Annotated in this window: 12 protein-coding genes; 3 read left to right on the plus strand and 9 right to left on the minus strand. The window is 73.8% G+C overall.

Features of this window, described 5'->3' with window-relative positions:
- The first annotated feature begins 16 nt into the window (after positions 1–16).
- Positions 17–1,867: a DUF2339 domain-containing protein gene (locus tag KME77_RS19875; protein WP_219469932.1), complete on the plus strand. Its 1,851-nt coding sequence runs from the start codon at positions 17–19 to the stop codon at positions 1,865–1,867.
- Positions 1,868–1,927: 60 nt separating this feature from the next.
- Here KME77_RS19875 and KME77_RS19880 read toward each other — a convergent pair whose 3' ends face one another.
- Together KME77_RS19880 and KME77_RS19885 are read right to left on the minus strand one after the other, a co-directional pair.
- Positions 1,928–4,105, minus strand: a complete 2,178-nt coding sequence (locus tag KME77_RS19880; RefSeq protein ID WP_219469935.1) for an acyl-CoA dehydrogenase family protein — start codon at positions 4,103–4,105, stop codon at positions 1,928–1,930.
- Positions 4,106–4,166: 61 nt separating this feature from the next.
- Positions 4,167–5,333, minus strand: a complete 1,167-nt coding sequence (locus KME77_RS19885) for a hypothetical protein (protein ID WP_219469937.1) — start codon at positions 5,331–5,333, stop codon at positions 4,167–4,169.
- 79 nt (positions 5,334–5,412) lie between these two features.
- Here KME77_RS19885 and KME77_RS19890 point away from each other — a divergent pair, with 79 nt between their 5' ends.
- Together KME77_RS19890 and KME77_RS19895 are read left to right on the plus strand one after the other, a co-directional pair.
- Positions 5,413–6,840, plus strand: a complete 1,428-nt coding sequence (locus KME77_RS19890; RefSeq protein ID WP_219469939.1) for an AMP-binding protein — start codon at positions 5,413–5,415, stop codon at positions 6,838–6,840.
- 18 nt (positions 6,841–6,858) lie between these two features.
- Entirely contained in the window at positions 6,859–7,950 is a 1,092-nt protein-coding gene (locus KME77_RS19895) for a S1C family serine protease (protein WP_219469941.1), read from the plus strand.
- Between the two features lie 11 nt (positions 7,951–7,961).
- Here KME77_RS19895 and KME77_RS19900 read toward each other — a convergent pair whose 3' ends face one another.
- The 7 genes from KME77_RS19900 to KME77_RS19930 form a co-directional block, all read right to left on the minus strand.
- Entirely contained in the window at positions 7,962–8,498 is a 537-nt protein-coding gene (locus KME77_RS19900; RefSeq protein ID WP_219469943.1) for an OmpA family protein, read from the minus strand.
- Entirely contained in the window at positions 8,482–9,123 is a 642-nt protein-coding gene (locus KME77_RS19905) for a hypothetical protein (RefSeq protein WP_219469945.1), read from the minus strand. The genes KME77_RS19900 and KME77_RS19905 overlap by 17 nt, the downstream gene beginning before the upstream one ends.
- A gap of 146 nt (positions 9,124–9,269) precedes the next feature.
- Entirely contained in the window at positions 9,270–12,137 is a 2,868-nt protein-coding gene (locus KME77_RS19910; protein ID WP_219469947.1) for an AfsR/SARP family transcriptional regulator, read from the minus strand.
- A gap of 50 nt (positions 12,138–12,187) precedes the next feature.
- Entirely contained in the window at positions 12,188–13,795 is a 1,608-nt protein-coding gene (locus KME77_RS19915; protein WP_219469950.1) for a serine/threonine-protein kinase, read from the minus strand.
- Between the two features lie 20 nt (positions 13,796–13,815).
- Positions 13,816–17,019 carry an AfsR/SARP family transcriptional regulator gene (locus KME77_RS19920; RefSeq protein WP_219469952.1) on the minus strand — a complete coding sequence of 1,068 codons (3,204 nt, stop codon included), beginning with the start codon at positions 17,017–17,019 and terminating at the stop codon, positions 13,816–13,818.
- Positions 17,020–17,284: 265 nt separating this feature from the next.
- Positions 17,285–17,938 (minus strand): nitroreductase family protein, encoded by a 654-nt coding sequence (locus KME77_RS19925; RefSeq protein ID WP_219469954.1) that lies wholly within the window; start codon positions 17,936–17,938, stop codon positions 17,285–17,287.
- 12 nt (positions 17,939–17,950) lie between these two features.
- On the minus strand, positions 17,951–19,525 hold the full coding sequence (locus KME77_RS19930; protein WP_219469956.1) for a serine/threonine-protein kinase: 1,575 nt from the start codon (positions 19,523–19,525) through the stop codon (positions 17,951–17,953).
- Between the last annotated feature and the right edge of the window lie 79 nt (positions 19,526–19,604).

The raw sequence follows: 19,604 nt of genomic DNA on the forward strand, positions 1-19,604 counted from the left end.
TACTCAGGGGGCCGGGGTGGTTACTCACGGGACGACGGCCGGGGTCCGTCAGTGGCTGCGCGGCGGCGACGCCGTGATCGCCACCGCGCTCGTGATGATCGCCGTGCAACTCGTCTGGAAGTTCGGGCTCGTCCGGCGGACGTACTTCCGCCAGGACGACTTCATGTTCATCGCCAGCGGGCTGGACAACAACCTGTCGTGGGACTACCTCATGCGGGTCGACCACGGCCACCTGGTGCCGGGGCCGTTCGCCGTCCAGTGGGCCATGGGCCGGCTGGGCGTCTACAACGACGTCCTGGCGCACATCGTCACCATCGCGCTGCTGGGCGCGGCGAGCCTGGCGTTGCTCCGCCTGCTGAGCCTGCTGTTCGGCCCCCGGCCGGCGATCCTGGTCCCGCTGGCGTTCTACTGCCTCACCCCCATGACGATCTCGTCGCTGTCGTGGTGGACGGTGGTGATCGAGACGCTGCCGTACCAGATCGCGCTGCCGATGGCGCTGGCCTCGCACGTCCTCTACTCGCGCACGGGGCGCTTCGGGCACGCGCTGGCGGCGGCGGGCTGGACGCTGTTCGCGATGGCGTTCTTCGTCAAGGCGCCGTTCATCCTGGTGCTGGCCGTCGTGCTGAGCCTGGGCTGGCTCGGGTGGCGGGGCCGCCGGCGCGCCTGGCCGCTGTACGCGCTGCTGCTGGTGGCGTACGCGGCCGTCTTCTTCCGGCAGCTGCTGACCTCCGAGCAGCTCACCGACGACGAGGCCCAGCCCTCGCTGCCCGGCGCGGGGCTCGCGGCGCGGTTCGCCTGGACGCTGCTGTCGGGCTCACTGGTGCCCACCTCGCTGGGCGGCCCCCTGCGGTGGCAGCCGATCGGCGAGGACTACGCGACCGCCGCGCCGCCGCCCGCGCTCGTCTGGGCGGGGCTCGGCGTCGCGGTGCTCGTGGTGGCGGCGTCGCTGCTGTTCAGGCGGCGGGCCTGGGTGGCGTGGCTGACGCTGCTCGGCTACTTCGCGCTGGCCGACGTGGTGCCCGTCATGATCGGGCGGATCAAGGAGCTAGGTCCGGATCTGAGCGGGTTCGAGCTGCGGTACATCTCCTCCACGGCCATGGTCACCGCCATCGTCGTCGGGCTCGCGTTCATCCCCGTCGCCGGTGAGGAGCATCCCTGGCGGAGCGCCAGGCTGCCCCGGCTGCGGCCGCTGCGGCACGCCTGGATCCCGCTGACGGCCGCGTTCACGGCCGGCTCGGTCTGGTCGGTCACCGCCTACGCCCGGCTGCCGCTCGGCGAGAACGTCAGGAGCTACGTCGAGACCGGCCGGCTGGCGCTCCAGCGGGCGCCGGAGAAGGCGGTCATCCTCGACACGCACGTGCCCGCCAAGGTGGTCTACCCGATCTTCTTCCACGACTACGCGCTGAACTCCAGCGTCCTCGGCCCGGTCGCCCCGCACCCGGTGACCTGGATCCGGCGGCTCAGCGGGCCGCTGCGCAACCCGCTCACCTTCGACCCGCAGGGCCGGCTGCGCCCGGTCGGCATCGACGGGCTGACGATCCCGCAGCGGGACGGCTGCACGAAGGTGGGCGCGCGTGAGGTGCGCTTCCCGCTGCCGGTCCGCCTGCCGGAGGGCGGCTGGACCGCGCAGGTCGGCTACCTGAACCCGTCCGTCACCCGGCTGTCGGTCGGCCTCGGCGCCGGCCGCTCCGCTCCGGTCCAGGCGGACAAGGGGTTCGGCTGGACGTTCGCCACGGTCGAGGGCGGCGGCAGGGAGCTGGTGATCCGCACCGAAGGCGGGCCGGACGCGTGCGTGGGCGAGATCAGGATCGGCGTGCCGCGCCCGTCGGCCGACGGCGCCCCGAGCCCGCTCCAGCCGGTCTCATGACGGCCCGGGCGGCGCCCCGTGGGGGGCCGGGTTCCCCCTGAGAAGCCCGGCCCCCGCCACTCACTTGCCCGGCTCGGGGTCCCGAGGCAGGCCGAGCATGCGCTCCCCGATGATGTTGAGCTGCACCTCAGTCGTACCCCCGTAGATGGTCATCGCCCGAGTGGCCAGCACCGCGCGGTTCCAGTAGCCCGCGTCGCCGAGCCGCATGTCGGCGGCCACCACCGCGGCCGAGCCCAGCAGCGACACCGCCGTCTCCGACACGTGCTGGGCGTGCGAGGTGGACAGCAGCTTGCGTACGGAGGCGTCCGCGCCAGGCTCGGCGCCGGCGAGCTGCTTGAGCGTCACCCGCAGCGACAGCGCGTTGATCGAGTGCCCCTCGCAGATCACCTGCGCGACCTCGTGCGCCTCGACGGGGGTCAGCTCACGGCCGAGCCGCCCGGCGAGCCCGAGCAGGTCCGACACCGACGACCCGGTGCCGCCGGAGCCGGAGGAGAGCGAGACCCGCTCGTTCGACAGCGTGTTGCGGGCGACCTTCCAGCCCTGCCCGACCTCGCCCACGACCAGGTCGTCCGGCACGAACACGTCGTCCAGGAACACCTCGTTGAACAGGTTCTCGCCGGTCATCTCGGTCAGCGGCCGGACGGTGACCCCCGGCCCCTTCATGTCGACCAGGAAATACGTGATGCCCTCGTGCTTGGAGCCCTCGGAAGAGTTGCGGGCGATGCAGATGCCCCATTCGGCCACGTGCGCGACCGACGTCCAGATCTTCTGGCCGTTGAGCCTCCAGCCGCCCTCGACCTTCTCGGCCTTCATCTGCAGCGAGGCCAGGTCGGACCCGGCGCCGGGCTCGGAGAAGAGCTGGCACCAGATCATCTCGCCGCTGAGCGTCTTGGGCAGGAAGCGTTCCTGCTGCTCGGGCGTGCCGTACGCGACCACGGACGGCACCACCCACGCGCCGATGATCATCGACGGCAGCTTCACCCGGGCGGCCTTCAGCTCCTGCGCGATCAGCACCTGCTCCAGCGGCTTGGCGCCGCGGCCCCACGGCGCGGGCAGGTGCGGCATGACGAAGCCGCGCCCGGCCAGCGCCCGCTTCTGCTCCTTGCCCTCCAGCTCCTTCAGCGAGGCGATCTCCGCGCGGATCGACTCGCGCAGCTCCTCGGCGTCCTCGGGCAGGTCGATCTCCATCTCGCGCGTGACGCCGTCCATGGCGAGCGCGGTGACGGTCGCCGCCCACTCGGCCGACGGGCCGAGCAGCGCGCGCAGCGTGAGCGCGCGGCGGTAGTAGAGGTGGACGTCGTGCTCGTAGGTGTAGCCGATGCCGCCGAACGTCTGGATCGCGTCCTTGGCGCACTGCACGGCCGCGTCGGGGGCCATGACGCCGGCGATCGCGGCCGCGTACTCCAGCTCCTTGCCGTCGGCGCGGGAGGCGTCCCAGACGGTGGCGCGGGCCTGCTCCAGCGCCACGAGCATGCGTGACAGCTTGTGCTTGATGCCCTGGAACTGGCCGATCGGGCGGCCGAACTGGACCCGCACCTTGGCGTAGTCGGCGGCGGCCCGCACGCACCAGGAGGCCAGTCCCGCGGCCTCGGCGCCGAACAGGATCGCGGCGATGTTGCGCACGTCGGCGCTCTGGACGCCGCCCAGGACGCCCAGGGCCGGCACCGCCACCTCCGACAGCTCGACCTTGGCCGACGGGCGGGTCAGGTCGAGGGACTTCAGCTCGGTGACGGTGGCCGAGGAGGCGTCGACGATCACCCACTCCTCGCCGTCGGGCGTGGCGACCGGCAGCACCAGCACGTCGGCCAGCGAGCCGCCGAGCACGGGCTCGGCCGTGCCGGAGACGGTCAGGCCGCCCTCGTCGTCGTACGCGCCGGTCAGCGAGCCGCTCAGCGCGACGGCGGCGGTGAGGGTGCCGTCGGCGAGCGATTCCAGGCGCTCGGGCCGCTTGGAGGCGTTGATCACGGCACTGGCCAGCACGGTCGGCAGGAACGGCCCCGGCGCCACGCGCTCGGCCAGCGCCTCGACGGCCACGGCCGCCTCCAGCAGGTCGTACCCGGAGCCGCCGTGCTCCTCGGGCAGGTGCAGGCCCAGCAGGCCCTGCTCGGCCAGCCCGGCCCAGAAGGCGGGGCGCCCTTCCGCCGCGGTCCGCAGCAGCTCGCCGGGGATGTTCCGCTCGGCCCAGCCGCTCACCGACTCGCGGAGCGCCTCGTGCTCCTCGCTCAACCCGATCGCCATCGCACATCCTCCAGCCAGGCCCGGTGTATGCCAGAACCATATTCTAGAGGATGCTTCGGTCCTAGAGGGTCCGTACGTTGGTCACGAGCGTGTTCAGGTCGCGATAGTACGACTTGCCGCTCTGCGGGATCGACGCGTACAGCATCGCCGGCTTGGTCTTGCCCACCTCGTGCACCGAGATCACGGCCCGGGACTTCTGCGCCTTGCCCTTCACCGTGTACGTGACCTCGTAGCCCAGCATCCAGCCCTGACCGACGGGGACCTTCTGCGACCCGGTCCACCTCAGCGTGGCGCCGGCCGGGTACTGGGAGCGCAGCGTCCACCGGGCGCCCCTGACGGCGAGGGCGCGGTAGTCGGCGGACGTCTTCGGCTTGGTCTTGGGCGCGTCGCCGGGCAGCATCGACGAGGCGATCACCGTGTGCGGGACGGCCACCTTGCCCACCCGCTGGGCGATGGCGAACGGCGCGAACGACTTGGCCGTCCACGGCCTGCCCAGCCTGGGATAGCTGATGCCGGTGGCCAGGTCGGAGATCGTGCCGATGACGACGGTCGGCGTGCCGGACTGGACCGGGTAGGCCAGGCTCCTCGGCGCGGCCGGCAGCGCGACCGCGGTCGAGGACGGCTTGGGCGAGCCGGACGGGCCGGGGACCGTCGCGACCTCCGCGCCCTGGCGCTGGACCGGCACGTCCGTCTTCGGGACGTCGCCGGAGAAGATCACGAACACCAGCATCACGGCGAGCACGGTGGCGACGATCGCGCCGAGCAGGTAGACGACCTTGATCGGGACGTCGCCGACCCGCGCGACGAGGCCGCGCTTGGGCGGCGCGACCGGCGGCACGTGCGGGTGCGCCTCGGCCTGAGGCTGCGGCTCAGCCTGGGGCGGCGGCGGGGCGGGCCGGGGGTTCGCGGCGGGCTGGGGGTTCGCGGCGAGCTGCGGATTTGCGGGCTGCGGACGCGGCGCGGGCCGGGGTTGCGGGCGCGGCTCGGGCCGGACCTCGGGCTGCTGTCGCTGCTCAGGCTGGGGCTGGGGTTGCGGCTGGGGGCGCTGTTCGGGCTCCGGCCGGGGTCGCTGCGGCCGGGGCTGGGGCTGCGGTTTGGGGGTCGGGAGCCGCGGAACCGTGACCGTCCGGGTCTCCGACTCCTCCTCAGCAGGCAGAACGACCTTCCTGAACGGCGTGGTGGGTGAGTCCGAGGAAGGTACCTGGTCCTGGTCGCCGACATCCGCCATGGCCTTGAGGTTACGTCACGAACGAGCGGGATAATTCCGCTATTCCCCCTGCAGAATCTAATTCTGTATGGTCGCGGACATGAGGGGCTTCTACGAGATCGCCACCGCCGACCCCGGACGCCCCGCTCTGCTGGGCCCTGGCGGCGTGACGTACGGCGAGCTGCTCCACCGCGTCCACCAGGCATCCAACGGCCTGGTCGAACGCGGGGTACGGCCGGGCGACGCCGTGGTGACCGTGCTCAGGAACGGGCTCGACGCCCTGACGACGATGCTCGCGACGTACCAGATCGGGGCCTACCTGGTGCCGGTGAACTGGCACTTCACGGCGGACGAGATCGGCTACATCGTGGCGGACTGCGGCGCGAGGGCGGTGATCGCGCCCGGCTCGCTGACGGTCGCCGACCTCGTCGCCGGACAGCCGGGGGACCCGCCGGCGCACCGGCGGGCCGGGTCGATGATGCTCTACACCTCGGGCACCACCGGCCGTCCCAAGGGCGTGCGCAGGCGGCTGCTGGACCTGTCGCCGGAGGAGCTGTACCCGATCCTGGAGCGCAAGAGCTGGCGGCACTTCCGGCTGCCGTCCGGCGGGGTGCACCTGGTGTGCTCGCAGCTCTACCACTCGGCCCCGTACGGGCAGGCGATGATGGCGCTGCAGCTCGGGCACTCGGTCGTCGCGCCCGAGCGGTTCGACGCGGCCGGGACGCTGGCGCTGGTCGAGCGGTACCGGGTGACGAACGCGTTCATGGTGCCCACGATGTTCCACCGGCTGCTGGCCGTGCCGGAGCGGGAGTCGTACGACCTGTCGTCGATCACCCACCTCTACCACGGCGCGGCGCCGTGCCCGCCCGCGACCAAGCAGGCGATGATCGACTGGCTCGGCCCGGTGCTGTGGGAGTACTACGGCTCCACCGAGGCGGCGGTGGCCACCATGGTCTCCTCCCAGGAGTGGCTGGCCAGGCCGGGCACGGTCGGCAGGGCGCTGGACGGGATGGCGTTCACGATCGTCGGCGAGGACGGCGAGGAGGTCGCCCCCGGCGAGCCGGGACTGGTCTACATCGGCGGCGTGAACCGCTTCGAGTACCACGGCGACCCCGGCAAGACGGCGGCCTCCATGCGCGGCCGCGCCTACACCCCCGGCGACATCGGCTACCTGGACGACGAGGGCTACCTGTTCCTGCTCGACCGCAGGACCGACCTGATCATCTCCGGCGGCGTGAACATCTACCCCGCCGAGATCGAGGCCGCCCTCCTCGAGCACCCCTCCGTGGCCGACGTCGCCGTCATCGGCGTGCCCGACCCCGAGTGGGGCCAGCGGGTGGTGGCGCTCGTCCAGCCCGCGACCGGGGCCGAGACCGGCGGGCTGGCGGCCGAGCTGCTGCGGCACTGCGAGCCCCGGCTGGCCAAGCTCAAGCATCCGCGCGTCATCGAGCTGCGCGACGCGCTGCCGCGCACACCCACCGGCAAACTCAGCAGACGGTCGGTTCGGGAGGCGTATCTTTCCAGGTGAGCGGGGCAGATACCCTGCATGAGCAAGATCGCCGCAGGGATCGCCGCCGGTGTGCTGGTGGCCGGATGCGCCTCGCAGGGGCCCGCCACCATGGCCGGCCCGGCGTCGCCGGCGCCCGCCACGACCACCGGCCCGGCCTCCCCCGCGCCCTCCGCCGGCGCCAGCTCGCCGGTGGCGGTCCAGCCGCTGGAGCAGACGTACGAGCTGGTCATCAAGCGGGTCCTGCCGTCGATCGTGCAGATCACCACCAAGGTGGGGCTCGGCTCGGGCATCGTGTACGACTCGGCGGGCCACGTCCTCACGAACGCGCACGTCGTGGGCCAGGCGACCCAGATGAACGTGACGCTGGCCACCGGCAGCGCCCCGCGCACCGCCCGCCTCGTCAAGACCTTCAGCGGCGGCGACCTGGCCGTCGTCAAGGTGGACGATCCCAAGGGGCTGACGCCGGCCAGGTTCGGCGACTCCTCGCAGCTGCGGGTGGGGCAGTTCGTCCTGGCCATGGGCAACCCGCTGGGGCTGTCCGGCAGCGTCACCGACGGCATCATCTCCGCGCTGGGCCGTACGGTCAGCGAGCCGCAGGCCCCCGACTCCCCCGGCGCGACGATCAGCGGCGCCATCCAGACGTCGGCGGCCATCAACCCCGGCAACAGCGGCGGCGCGCTGGTCGACATGTCCGGGCAGGTCATCGGCATCCCCACGCTCGCCGCCACGGACCCCGACCTCGGCGGCGGGGCCGCACCGGGCATCGGGTTCGCGATCCCGAGCAACACCGCCACGGACATCGCCGCTCAGATCGTGCGCGACGGCAAGGTCACCAACAGCCACCGGGCCGCGCTCGGCATCCGGGGGAGCACGGTGATCGGCAGCGACGGCAAGCCGACCGGGGCCGGGGTGGCCAAGGTCGACAAGGGCAGCGCCGCCGAGAAGGCGGGGATCCGGGCCGGCGACGTGATCGTCTCGATCAACGGGAAGGAGACGGCGACCATGTCGGAGCTGGCCGAGGTGCTGACGACGCTGCGTCCGGGGCAGCAGGCCAAGGTGGAGATCGTCCGGTCGGACGGCGGCCGCAGGACGGTCACCGTGACCCTGGGCACCCTGCCGGGCGACTGACCCGCCTGTTCCTACTGCTTCACCTTGAAGATGATCTCCACCCGGCGGTTCTTGGCGCGGTTCGCGGCGACGGGCCGGCCGTCGACGAGGTTGGGGGCCTTGGGGCGGCTCTCGCCGTAGCCCTTCGACTGAAGGGTGGTGTTCGCGCCGGTCAGCAGCCCCCTGACCGCCTGTTGCACGGCCTGCGCGCGGCGCAGCGACAGCGTGTTGTTGTAGGCGTCGGCGCCCTGGTCGTCGGTGTGGCCCTCGACCCGGACCACGCCCCCCGCGCCCTCCTCGTTGATCTTCGCGGCCACGTCCCGGAGCCGCTGCCTGGCCTTGGCGGTCAGCACCCACTTGTCCACCGCGAACAGCACGTCGCTGGTCAGCGCCACCGTCACCTGCTGCCCCCGCTTGGTCTCGCTCTCGGTGCCGTCGAGCGACTCGACCTCGCCGATGATGTCCTCGACCGGCAGGACGAGGTCCTCCACGACGCCGGTGGCGTTCTGCGGCGGGGCGGGCGTCGGGGACAGGGCCAGTGCCAGCGCGACGCTAAGAGATCGGAACATCGGTGAACACGCCCATCATCGGCATCTCGACATTGATCTTCGTGACGTCAGGAGGCGGGGCGGCGAAGACGGCGTAGAGCGTGGCGGCGTCGCCCTTGTCGAGGAACTGGCCCTGGGTGTCGGAGCAGACGCACTCGGCGCTGTCGCCGGTGCCGTTGCGCGCCACGCGGTAGCGCTTGGCGTTCACCGGGTCGATCAGGGAGACGGCCGAGACGGTGAAGTCGAGCTGGCCCGTGCCCATGCCGTTGTGCAGGCTGATCTTGCCGTCCGTGACGGTGACGGTCCAGTTGAGGCTGATCGTCCTGCCCTGCCGCTTGAGCACGGTGATGTCGACGCGCGCCCTGCCGGACTCGCCGCCCTTGCCGGTCCTGACCTCCCGGCTCACGATCGCCTTGACCTCCTGGGAAGGCTCGGTCTGCTGCTCGCCGGGCCTCGTGCTGTCCTCGGCGTCGGCCGTCGGGGCGGCCTCGGTGGCGGTGTCGGCCGCCGGGCTCTCCTGGGTGGCCTGCGTGGTCTGCTCGGACGCGTTCTGCTTCTCCTCGCCGCCCCCGCCCTGCTGGCCGGGGAGCATGCCGCAGCCGGTCAGCGCGACGGCCGCGACAGCCAACGCGATCGTCTTTCGCATGATGTGATCACCTTTGTCGCTGGGATGGAACTTCGCGGCCCGACGCTAGCCGGACGACCTTCAGAATCCGCATAGTCGGCTATGCGGGCAGATCGGCCTGCGGGGCCAGAGTCAGCCTGCGCGGCCGGGACAGGCCGACTGCCAGGTCAGCCCGCCGGCAAGCCACGGCGTCTGCGCGCCTCCTGCGCGAGCCGCTCCGCCTCGGCGCGCCCTTGCTCGTCACCGAGGCTGTCAAACTCTCCCATAACTCGTGTAACGCTCTCAACCGCCGCATCAACCTCATCAAGGTCGAGATGCGCTCTAGCTTGGACAATCAGGGCGTACGCGGCACCGCGCCGATCACCGTGCGCCTCGAAGGTCTCCCCCGCCTGCTCCGCCATTCTGACGGCGACCTCCGGAGCGCCCTCCGCCGCCGCCACCCTGGCCAGCACCAGCAGCCCCGCCGCCTCCGGCAGCCGATCGCCGAGCCGCCCGCTGATCCTGACCCGCCGCTCGGCGCACTCCCTCGCCCGCGCCAGCTCCCCGGCGTCATGGTGCCGCTCGGCCAGGTCGAGGTGCAGCCGGGCCAGGTCGAGCAACGCCTCGGCCTCACCGCGCGGGTCCCCCAGCTCGCCGTACGCCGTCAGGCTCCGCTCCAGCAGCACCAGATCCCCGCGTACGGCCCCCAGCGCCCTGAGCGCGTCGGCCCTGCCCCGCCGGTCCCCCGCCTCCTCGAACACCGTCAAGCACCGCACCAACGCCCGCTCCGCCTCGACCGGCCGCCGCTCGACCAGCCCCAGCCTGAGCATGATCCGGGCCAGCTCCACCCCCTCCACCAGCGGCTGCGCGGCCCGCAACGCGGCGGCGGCGGCCTCGTGCCGCCCCTCCGCCCGGTGCAGGTCGGCCAGCCCGCGCAGCAGCAACGCCTCCCCCTCCCGGTGCCCCGCCGCCCGGGCCGCGTCCAGGCCGGTCGCCGTGGTGGCGTGCCAGTCGTCGTGATGGGCGCCCAGCTCGAACAGGGGCGTCAGGTAGAACGCCAGCCGCCACGCCGCCTCGTGCAGCCCGGCCCGGTGGAAGTCGGTGACGGTCGCCACCAGGAACCGCCGCTCGGCGCTCAGCCACCGCGCGTCGTCCCGCAGCCGCCCGGTCGTTCCCGCGTCGTGGAGGTGCTCCTCCGTCCGGGCCAGGGTCCGGCCGGAGCCGGGCTCGGCGGGGAGGAGGGCGGTGCGGGCGTGCCTGGTCCTGTCGAGGATCTCGCCCGCGATCCCGGCCAGCACCGCGCCCGGCCCTCCGTCCTCGGCGGCAAGGCGTTCGGCGGCGTAGAGCCTGGTCAGGTCGTGCCAGCCGTACCGTTCGCCGCCCGCCTCGTCCAGGCCGAGCGACTGGAGCAGCCCCGCCTCCGCCAGCGGCTCCAGCTCGGCCCCGAACGGCCAGGACGCGAAGTCGGGCGCCGACAGCGCCCCGAGCCTGCGCAGCAGCAGCCGCTCGGGGCCGGCCAGCCCGTCGTAGCCGAGCGCCAGGCTCCCGCGTACGGCCAGGTCGCCCGCGCTCAGCTCGTCCAGCCGTCGCCGCTCGTCGCCCAGCCGTCCCGCCAGGTGGGCGAGCGTCCACCCCGGCTTCCTGGCCAGCCGGGACCCGGCGATCCGCAGCGCCAGCGGCAACGCGCCGCACAGCCGCACGATGCGCAGCGCCGCCTCGGGCTCGGCGGCGACCCGCTCGCGCCCGGCGACCTCGGCCAGCATGGCGACGGCCTCGTCCGCCTCGAACACCCCCAGCTCGTACGCCCTGGCCGCCTCCAGCCCCGCCAGCGGCGAACGGCTCGTCACCAACGTCACGCTGCCCGGCCCGGTGGGGAGCAGCGGCCGCACCTGTCCTTCGTCGGTGGCGTCGTCGAGCACGAGCACCAGGCGCCGGCCGGCGGTCATCCGGCGGTAGAGGCGGACCCGCTCGCCCAGCTCGGCGGGCACCCCGCCGTCCGGGCAGCCGAGGGAGCGCAGCAGGTCCTCCAGCACCGCTCCCGGCGGCCGGTCCCGCAGCGACGCGTACAGACGACCGCCGGGCAGGTCGAGCACGGTGGCGGCGCGGATCGCCACGGCCGACTTCCCGCACCCGGGCGGCCCGTGGACGACGAGGTGGACGGGCGCGTCGTGCCGCTGAGCGGGGGTCTGCCCGTGCGTCGCCGCCCTCTCGTCCCGGCTCGCGGCTTCTCTCCGGTGAGGGGCGTTCGCGGTGATCCAGGCGAGGACGGCCACCCGGCCCGTGAAGTCGGAAATATCGGGCGGCGTCTCGTTTATGGGCATGCTGGACGGCGGCGCCTCGCTCGACAGCACCCGTTGATGCGCCTCGACCAGCTCGGCCCCCGGCTCCAGGCCCAGCTCGTCCACCAGCACCCGGCGGGCCTCCCGGTACGCCTCCAGCGCCTCGGCCCTGCGCCCGGCCTGGCCCAGCGCGTCGAGCAGCAGCCCCCACGCCCGCTCCCGCAGCGGGTAGGCCGCCACGAGCGCCCGCAGCTCGCCGACCACCTCACCGCCCCTGCCCAGCCGCAGGTCCAGCCGCACCCGCTCCTCCAGCGCGGTCAGCCGCAGCTCCTCCAGGGGGACGCCCCACGTCCTGCGCAGGTACGGGGACTCGACGCCGGCCAGCGCCTCCCCGCGCCACAGCGCCAACGCCTGCCTCAGCTCGTCGGCGGCGACCTCGTCCCGGCCCGCGTCCCTGGCCCGCCGGGCCTGTCCCACCAGCCGCTCGAACCGGTGGCAGTCCACCTCGTCCGGCTCGACCGCGATCAGGTACCCGCCGGGGACGGTCCTGATGCCGTCGACCAGCTTCCGCAACGCGCTGACGTACACCCGCAGCACCGGCTCCGCCGACGCCGGCGGCCGGTCGTCCCACACCACGGCCATCAGCCGCTCGATCGGCACCACCCGCCCGGCGGAGACCAGCAGCGCGGCCAGCACCGCCCGGTGCTTCGCCGGGCCGGGGCCGGGGCCGCCATCGGCCTGCAACGGCCCGAGCATCCGGAACCGCAACGGCTTCATCGACGCCGCCCGGCGGGTCGCGTGGTGCTCGACGGCTCCATGCGCGCCACTCAGCTCTTCGTGCGGGCGATCGTGAACGACTCGAAGCGTACGCGCAGCGACTCCTTGGTGTCGGGGGCCGCGTGCACCCCGGCCTCACCGGTCCCGAGCGGGTCACCACCGTCGGTCACCTCGGCGACGAGACGGTCGTCGACCCACATCCGGAGCGCCACCCGACCGGCGTCGCCGCCGCCGCACTCGGCGACGATCCGCTCGTACCCCGTCGATCCCTTGATCGCCGCCGGGCCGTACAAGGGCGTGCCCTTCTGCCCGGCACGGCGCTTGACGATCGTGGCGCGGCCCGCGCCGTTCACCCCGAACTCGTAGCGGTCACCTGAGCCGGTCGAGCCGTGGCACCAGACGCCGTAGTCGCCGGAGCCCTGTTCGAGCCGGGCCCGCGCGGTGACCAGCACGCCGCCGTCCGGCTCGCTCCTGGGCGCCGACTTCCACAGCCGCCAGCCCGGCTCAGCGGTCAGCACGTAACCGGTCCCCACGACCCGCGCGTTCCCGCCGCCGGAGGTTCCCGTCGCCCACGAGTCGGCGAACTTCGCGTCGTACGGCCACCGCTCGGCCAGGACCTGAGGCACCACGACCACCCCCACGGCGAGCGCGACGACCAGCCCGGCCGCCCCGGCCACCCACGGCCACCGCCGCCGCACTTTGGGAGCAATCGGCACATCAGCGCCCATCTGCGGTGCTCGTCGCACGTCGGCGCCCTGCTGCGGAGCGGGCCGCACGGACGGGGCAGGCCGTACCGGGGTGGCGTCCGTGGCCGGCAGGCCCGGCCCCGTCCACGTGCGCTCCACCACCTCCGTTGCCGAGGCGGGGCTGAGCCGACGTCCGCCCATCAGCGACTCCAGGAGCTGCTGAGCCGTCGGCCGCAGCCGCGCGTCCTTGGCCAGGGCCCGCTCGACCACCTCCCGCAGCCCTTCGTCGAGCCCGTCGAGCCGCGGCCCCTCGTTGACGATCCGGTACAGCACCTCGGCGGGAGCCCCGCCCCCGAACACCAGCCGCCCGGTCCCGGCGAACGCGATCACCCCGCCCCACGCCCACACGTCCGCCGCGGGGCCGAGCGGCTCGCCGCGCACCTGTTCGGGCGCCATGAACGCGGGCGTGCCCAGGATCGACTGGCTGACCACGCTGTCGCTGTCGACGAGCCGCGCGATGCCGAAGTCGATCACGCGCGGGCCGAGGGGGGACAGCAGCACGTTCGACGGCTTGAGGTCGCGGTGCACGACTCCGGCGCCGTGGATGGCGGCCAGGGCCGTGGCGATGCCGACGGCCAGCGCCTCCAGGTCGGATCCTGACAAAGGCCCGCGTTCGCGTACGGCCTGCGCCAGATCCGGTCCCTTCACGTACTCGGTGACGAGATAGGCGACATCCCCGTCCATCCCCGCGTCCAGCACGGGAGCGGTACAGAAGCGGGCGACCCGCCGCGCGGCGGCGACCTCCCGCTCGAACCGCCGCCGGAACGCCGGGTCCCTGGCCAGCGACGGATGGATCACCTTGACCGCGGCCAGGCCACCGGCAGGCGTGGTGGCCAGGTGCACCTCGCCCATGCCGCCCCGGCCGAGGACGCGCCGCAGCACGTACCCGCCGACGACCCGCTCACCGCTCACCGCAGACACACTAGCCCCAGTCATCCCGGCTGACCTGGGGTCGCCAGCAGGTCGTCCTGGCCGAGCGAGCCGCCCTGTTCGTACGCCTTCGCGAACGCCGCCTCCCCCAGCGCGGCCCTGGCCATGGCCGACACCCTGGCCACGTCCCGGTTGCCCGCCAGCGCCGTCCCGCGCCAGGCCCGGCCCGCCCCCAGGAGCGCGGCGGCGCGCTCGTACGCGCCCGTCAAGGCCGCCGCCCCCGCCAGCCCCTCGACCGCCAGCGCCACGAGCGGCCGGCTGCGCAGCTCGAACGCCCGCCGCAACGCCTCCCGCTGCAGCTCGGCCGCCCGAGCCGGGTCGCCGTCCTGAGCGGCGATCCACCCCAGCCCGATCAGCACCCGCACACCACCGAGATCGGCCCCGAACGACCCACCATCAGCGGAGACGACCGCACGAGTCCCGAACGCCCCGCCATCGGCGGCAACGACCGCGGCCTTTTCCGACAGGAGCCCCTCGTACGCCCGCCGCGCCCCCTCCCCGTCCCCCGACAGCCGAGCCACCTCGGCCAGCCCGTGCCGCGCCCGAGCGGCCGCCTCCAGCGCCCCCACCCGGCGAGCCAGGTCGAGCGCCTCCTCGTACCCGGGCCGGGCCGCCGCCGGCTCGCCCAGCAGCAGGATGCCGTCGGCGCGGCGGCACAGCAGGTCGGCCCGGTCCTCCACGGCCCCCAGCTCGTCCGCCAGCCGGATCGCCTCCGACATCAGCGCCTCGAACCGCGTCCGGTCGCCGCGCCACGCCACCAGCTCGGCCAGCTCGGCGAGTGACGTGAGCAGCCCCCACCGCTCCCCGAGCGCGCGGAAGCTCTCCAGCGCCAGCTCGAACGACCGCTCGGCCGCCACCACGTCCCCCGCCACCATCTGGGCGAGCACGCCGCGCCCGACGTGGTCGAGCCCCTGCCGCCACGGGCCTTCGCCGGGACGGACGTGTTCCGTCATGGCGTCGCGGAGGTCGGCCTCCACCGGCCCGGCGAAGGTCGCCCAGAGGAAGACGAGCTGCGGGCGGTCGGCGACGAGGTCCGCCGAGACCATGAGCGCGGTGGCCGTCCGTACGTGCTCCCGCAGGTCGAGGCCGCCGCCGTGGACGGCGCTCAGGACGCACAGCACGTACTCGCCGGCCAGTTCCGGGGGCGGCGAGGCGCCGACGGCGGCCAGCAGCGCGCGGGCGGGCGCCACCCCCTCCGTACGGCGTCCGCGCAGCCACCAGTACGTGGTCAGGTCCGCGACCAGCCGCAGCCCCAGCGCGGGATCGGCGTGGCGGAGCGCGGTGAGCAGATTGTCGTGCTCGGCGTCGAGCCGGGCCAGCCATTCCAGTTGCTCGGCGCGCAGCAGATGCGGCGCGGCCGTCGCCATGAGCGCCTGGAAGTGCGCGGCGTGCGCCGAGCGCAGCCGCGCGGTCTCGCCGGCCTCCTCCAGCCGTTCGGCGCAGAAGGCGTGGACGGTGCGCAGCATCCGGTAGCGGTCGCCAGCCACCTCGACCAGCGACTTGTCGGCCAGCCCGGCCAGCGCCCCGACCGTGTCGGCGACCCCGCACACGGCCTCGATCGACTCCAGCCGGGCCCCTCCGGGGAACACGCTCAGCCTCCTGGCCAGCCGCTGTTCCTCCGCCTCCAGCAGGTCCCAGCTCCACGAGACCAGCGCGCGCAACGTCCTGTGCCGCGGCCCCGCCGTGCGGCTCCCCCTGGACAGCAGCCCGAACGCGTCGTCCAGCCGCGCCGCGACCTCGCCCACCGGCAGCGACCTGAGCCGGGCGGCGGCCAGCTCGATGGCCAGCGGCAGCCCGTCGAGCGCCCGGCAGATCCGCAGCACGTCCGAGGCGTTGGCGTCGTCGACCACGAACCCGGGGCGCACGGCGGCCGCCCGGTCCGCGAACAGCCGCACGGCGGCGGCGGACAGCGGCGCGGCGTCCGGGGACGGCAGCTCCAGCGGCGCGACGGGAAGGAGCGCCTCGCCGGTTATCCCGAGCGCCTCCCTGCTCGTGGCCAGGACGCGCAGCTCGGGGCAGGCGCCCAGCAGCCGGTGGACCAGGGCCGCCGCGTCGTCCACGACGTGCTCGCAGTTGTCGAGGACGATCAGCGCCGGCCGGTCGGACAGCGCCGCGACGAGCCGTTCGCGCGGGCCGCGCTGCTCGGTGGACAGGAGGCCGTCGCGCAGGCCCAGCGCGGCCAGCACGGCCTGCGCCACGTCGCCGCCCTCGGGCAGCTCGCCCAGCTCCACGAACGCGGACCCGCCCGGCCGCCGCGCGGTCGCCTCTATGGCGAGCCGGGTCTTGCCCGCCCCTCCCGGCCCGATCAGCGTGACCAGCCGGGACGAGGCGAGCCGCTCGGCGATCGCGCTCATCTCCGCTCGCCTGCCCACGAAGCTGGTCAACTGGGACGGCGCCCCGCGCGGGACGATCAGCGCCTCCCGAACGACCGGCAACTCGTGGGAGACCGGCAGCTCGCGGGAGACCGGCAGCTCGTGGGAGACCGGCAGCTCGCCCCGGAGCACGGCCAGGTGCACGGACGCCAGCTCCGGCGACGGATCCACCCCCAGCTCCTCCGCCAGAACGGCCCGGGCCTCCTCATAGGCGCTCAGAGCCTCGCTCTGCCGCCCACTCCCGTACAGAGCCCGCATGAGCTGCCCGCGCGGCCGCTCCCGCACCGGGTGGGCCGCGACCAGCTCCCGCAGCTCGCCGACCAGCTCGCGGTGCCGGCCCAGGGCCAGCTCGGCCTCGATCCGCTCCTCGGTGACGTCGAGCCGCAGCTCCTCCAGCCGCGTGACCTGCCCCTCCGCGAACGGAGCGGCGCGTACGTCCGCCAGCGCCGGCCCCCTCCACAGCCCGAGCGCCCGCCCGAGCAGCCCGGCCCGCTCCACCGGGGTCGCGGCGGCCTTGCCCTCATGCGCCAGCCGCTGGAAGACCAGCGCGTCCACCTCGCCGGGGTCCACGGCCAGCCGGTACCCGGCGGGGTGGAACTCCACGGGCGCGTCCGTCCCGAGCCCCCGGCGCAGGCGGGAGACCTGAGACTGCAGGGCGTTCACGGCACCGGAGGAGTCGCCGTACAGGCCGTCGATCAGGCGTTCGGCGGTGACGATCCGGCCGGCGTCGAGGAGCAGCAGGGCCAGCAGCGCCCGCAGCCGTGGCCCGCCGGTCGCCATGGGGCTGCCGTCGGCCCGGCGCGCCTCAAGGGGACCGAGTATCCGAAACCGCACGACACCGATTGTGCCCGCCCCGCCGCGACCGGCGGCCACCGTCAACCAGGACCCGCCGATCAGAGCCGGCCATCAATCAGGACCGGCCATCAGTCAGGACCGGCCATCAATCAGGACCGGCCACCATGAGGAACACCGTCAACGCCACGAGCAGCAACAGCACCACACCGACCAGCACCGCCCCGAAAACCAGCGCCCGCCGGTGCTCCTGGTCCTGTTCCACGGCCGTCAACCTAACACCCTTGACGGGAGATGTCAGTTTTGGTCACGCCCACCGATCGAGGTGCAGCACCTCGTCCAGCGGCACGCGCGGGGCGGGCCTGAACGTCTCGCCGGTGTAGTACGCGGTGGGGAGCAGCACGCCCTGCCGGACGTCGTCGGGAATGCCGAGCAGCTCCGCGATCTCCCGCTCGTACGCCAGGTGCAGCGTCGTCCACGCGGTCCCGAGCCCCCGCGCCCTGGCCGCCAGCATGTAGCTCCAGGCGGCAGGCAGCAGCGACCCCCACAACGACGCCTGACTGCCCTCGGGCAGCCCGCCGGTGGAGAGCCGGAGGCAGCCGATCACCAGCACCGGCACGTCCCCCATGTGCTCGGCCAGGTGCAGCGAGCTGTCGGAGACGCGCCGCTGCGTCTCGGCGCGGACCGGGTCGTCCTTGAACAGGCTGGTCGCCGAGGTGCCCGACCGGTAGTACGCGTGGAGCGAGCGCTTGTAGTAGTCCCCGATCCTGCCGCGCAGCTCGGGGTCGGTGACCACGATCCAGTGCCAGCCCTGCCGGTTGCTGCCGGTGGGCGCCTGGAGGGCGATCTCCAGGCATTCGCGGACGAGCTCCATCGGCACGGGACGCTTGAGGTCGAGCCGCTTGCGCACGGTCCGCGTGGTCGTCAGCAGCTCGTCAGGAGCAAGTGGTTGCTGGGTCATGCTGCGATGATCTCACTCCTGGGCGCTGCGGCCCTCGGTGCGGGCGATGCCGATCGTGCCGGTCGATCCGCGCAGGCCGAACCCGTACCGGTACTGCTGCCGCGCCTGCGGAGTGCCGAGCACGTCCCCGATGGCGGCCGTTCCCAGGCGGCGCCACGTGCCGCCGCTCTCGGCGTACGAGGTGATCCTGTCGCCGGACAGTTGCAGCGCGAAGCGGTCGCCCGGCTTGAGGGTCAGCGGCGACGAGCCGGGCGTGCTGACGAACGCGCCGTCCACCCGCACCTCAAGGCCCGATTCCTTGCGGGTGTGGTTGTACCAGGCGGTCACGTAGCTCTCGCCGTTCTTGACCCAGCCGACGAAGAGACTGTCCTCGAACTGCCCGCTCCCCGCGAACGCGCCCGCGGTCAGCACGCTGACGGCCGCGCCGGACGGCGGCAGGGCGCCCGGCCCGGCGACCAGGCCGAAGTACGGCGTGGTGCCGGTCGCCGCGTACGTCCCCTGGCCGGCCTTGATCGCGGGCACGGCCTCGCCGCTGTGCGGCTGGTAGGCGGCGTACCGGCCGGAGGTGTCCTCGGCGAACCGGTCGTCCACGTCGACCCGCGGGAAGGAGGCCAGGTCGAACCCCTTGGCGACCGGCTGCTCCGCCGCCGTCAACCGGGGCACGTACAGCACCCCGGCCGTCACGGCCAGAGCCGCGGCGACGGCCACGGCGGCGAGCGCCGGCCACCGTCCGCGCCCGCGCCTGGCGGGCCGCCGTTCGATGATCGTGGGGCCGCCCGACGGCGTCTGGCCGGTGAGGTCGCGCAGCAGGTGCGCGGCGCGGGGCCGCGCGTTCGGGTCCTTGGACAGGCACGCGGCCACCAGGCTCCGCAGCGGCTCCGGCACCCCGGACACGTCGGGCTCGGCGGACAGGATGGCGTGCAGGACGGCCGGCACGGCGGCCCCGCGGAACGGCGTGTGTCCCGTGGCCGCGAACACCATCGTCCCTGCCCAGGCGAACATGTCGGACGCGGCGCTCACCGCCTGGTCGGTGAGCTGTTCGGGCGACATGTACGCGGGCGTCCCCGCGACGTGGGCGTGGCTGGTCATGTGGTCGAGCGCCCTGGCGATCCCGAAGTCGATCACCACCGGCCCCTCGGGGCCCAGGATCACGTTGCCCGGCTTGAAGTCGCGGTGCACGATCCCGGCCTGGTGGATGGAGGCGAGCGCGGTCAGCGTGCTGACCGCCAGCCGCTCCAGCCCGCTGCCGCTGCGCGGCCCGTCCCTCTTGACCAGGGCGTCGAGCGAGGGGCCCGGCACGTACTCGCTGACGATGTACGGCCGGTCGCCCAGCATGCCGGTGCCGAGGACCCGGGCCGTGCAGAAGGCGGCGACGCTCGCCGCGACCTCCGCCTCGCGCAGGAACCTCCGCCGCACCTCGGGGTCGGCCGCGAGCCGGGCGTGCAACACCTTGATCGCCACCGGCGCCCGTCCGGGCGACTCGCCGAGGTAGACCACCCCCTGGCCGCCCTCTCCGAGCAGCGCGGAGATCCGATGGTCACCGATGGTCTTCGGCTCGTCGAACCCCAACGCGCGAGGAACCGTCACCGCTTCACCCCGTACAGATCGGATGATCACCCTCCGCCGCGCTCAGGGTAGTCCCTAGCCGAAGATCCATGCCGGATAT

Origin of the sequence: Nonomuraea rhizosphaerae (assembly GCF_019396405.1) — a bacterium.
GTDB lineage: Bacteria > Actinomycetota > Actinomycetes > Streptosporangiales > Streptosporangiaceae > Nonomuraea > Nonomuraea rhizosphaerae.